We start from the raw sequence: 2156 nt of genomic DNA, 5'->3' as shown, positions 1-2156 counted from the left end.
CCCTCCACCCCCGCCGACCTGCCCGCCGCCGACGCCCAGGCCGCCCGGGCCCTGCGCCGCGCCCGCGCCGCGCACGCCCCGCTCGCCCGCCACCGCGCCTCGGGCCTGGCGGCCCTGGTCGACCCCGCCGAGGCCGCCGCCCACGCCGCCGCCCTGCTCGGGCCCCTCGGCGGCGAGCCGCTCACCGCCACGCTGCGCGCCTGGCTCTCCCTGCACGGGAGCTGGGACCGCACCGCCACCGCCCTCGGCGTCCACCGCAACACCGTCCGCCAGCGCATCGCCCGCTGCGCCGCCCTCCTCGACACCGACCTGGACGACCCGGACGTCCGGATGGAGCTGTGGTTCGCGGTGCGGGCGGGGTAGCAGCCGGCCCGTCCCGTGCCACGACACTCCCCGGGAAGCCGGCCCCATCAGGCCGTGCTTCGCGCCTCCCGACCACATGGTGGGGCCCGCAGCAGCCGCAGGGCGCACGGAGAACCGCTCAGATCACTTCGACGGACGCACTGGCGACGGCAGCCGGCACGCTGAGCCGAGCGGGACCGTCGGTCCGGAACCACACCAGGGCCGGCAGCGCGCGAACGGACCAGCTCCGGCTCAAGCCCCTCGGACCACGGCCCCTCGCCGGGCTCCACCAGAGACGCCGTCACCTCCTCCAGCGGAGGACACCCGGGGGCCGGGAGGGAGCTCGAAGCAACAGAAGTGGACCTCCCGAAAGGAAAGCGTGGTGTCCGGCTTCTCGGGCCCCCATCGGAGACACACCTCCAGCGCGTCCGCCTCCTCAATGCGGTCCACCACACGATCCACGAAGGACCCTCGGCAGCCAGGGGCGAACACGACGAACGCGTCGGCGGAAGTCATCGATCCACCATCTCACCGGTCGAGCGCAGACCGTTCGTCAGGCGCGGACATGACTGCCGTGACACGGCGGGATGCCGAGTTGCGCGGACGACATGAAGCCGAACAGCGGGAGCAGGCGTTCCTCGATTCCGGCATCCGTGCGGGTGGCCACCCCGTCGGCCGCGGCCTTCCATGCGATGGCGCGGAGCCTCCTTGGCGTGCTTCTCGGCCCGCGCCGCGCGTTGCCTACGCCCCTTTCAGCCATCCGATGCCGCTCTGTGACCGAACGTCACACCGTCGACACACAAGATTCTTACATGTGTTTTACTTCCGAGGCTCGACGGACCGAACAGAGGTCCGATTCTTGCCGACTCAAGAGGTTACTTTGGCTCAAAAGCGTGCCCGTACGGCACTTCTGACCGCATTGGCCGCCGCAGCGGCGTCAGTGGTCGCCGTCACCGCGATCGGTGCGGCGAACGCCACGCCTCCCACCGCACCCAACCCCGACGAGGCCGCGATGGTGGCTCCGGTGGAGGACTTCACCTACCCCGACGCCAACCGCATCCAGCAGGAACAGAAGATCCTGCTGAAGAAGGGCGACGGCAACATCACCCTCGTACCCTGTGACGGCGTCACCGACATCATGGTCAAATCGCGCACCGGTGCTCAGCAGTTCTGCTTCGACGTCAAGGCCAAGCCCGGCTACCTCACCCTCGAACTCGCCGATGCCTTCGGCATCTTCACCGAGGACTACCCGGTGAAGGCCACCATCACCGCCGAGGGGGAAAAGACCGTCATCAATGCCCCGGCCAACGACTACGTCACCTTCGGCGAAGCCACTGAAGGCGGCTCCCGATCCGTCCTGGTCGAACTCCGCGTCACCGGCTGACACCACCCGAGGAACCATCCGATGTCCATACTCCACTCCCCTGCGGCAGCTGTGTCGGTCGGCGTTGCCGCGGCCGTCATCGCCGCCGGCACACTGACCGCGCTGCCCGCCCACGCCGTCTCCGGCACCCCGGCGGCAGCGAACACCTACGCCTTCACCGCCAAGCTCTCCATCGGCGCCGGCGATAACGCACGCGCCTGCACCGGCACCCTGATCGCCGCGGACTGGATAGCCACCGCCGCGAGCTGCTTCGCCACCGGGACCACTCCGCCCACCACCGGCAGACCCGCACTCAAGACCACTGCCACCATCGGCCGCACCAACCTCACCACCACCGGCGGCCACACCAGCGAGGTCGTCCAGATCACGGTGCACGAGCAGCGCGACCTGGTCCTGGCCCGGCTGGCCCAGCCCGCCACCGGCATCACCC

Annotated in this window: 3 protein-coding genes; all 3 read left to right on the top strand. The window is 70.4% G+C overall.

The window, feature by feature from the left end; translation table 11 throughout:
• Positions 1–363, top strand: a 363-nt coding sequence (locus tag C6N75_RS24095) for a helix-turn-helix domain-containing protein (protein ID WP_146132658.1), incomplete at its 5' end; no start/stop codon positions are given.
• 838 nt (positions 364–1201) lie between these two features.
• On the top strand, positions 1202–1726 hold the full coding sequence (locus C6N75_RS24090; protein ID WP_258177580.1) for a hypothetical protein: 525 nt from the start codon (positions 1202–1204) through the stop codon (positions 1724–1726).
• Between the two features lie 21 nt (positions 1727–1747).
• A partial coding sequence (locus C6N75_RS32005; RefSeq protein WP_146132657.1) for a trypsin-like serine protease occupies positions 1748–2156 on the top strand: 409 nt, incomplete at its 3' end.

The organism is Streptomyces solincola (assembly GCF_002982015.1).
GTDB lineage: Bacteria > Actinomycetota > Actinomycetes > Streptomycetales > Streptomycetaceae > Streptomyces > Streptomyces solincola.
Note: the sequence above shows the minus strand (reverse complement) of the source record. Positions and strands in the feature narration are given on the sequence as shown.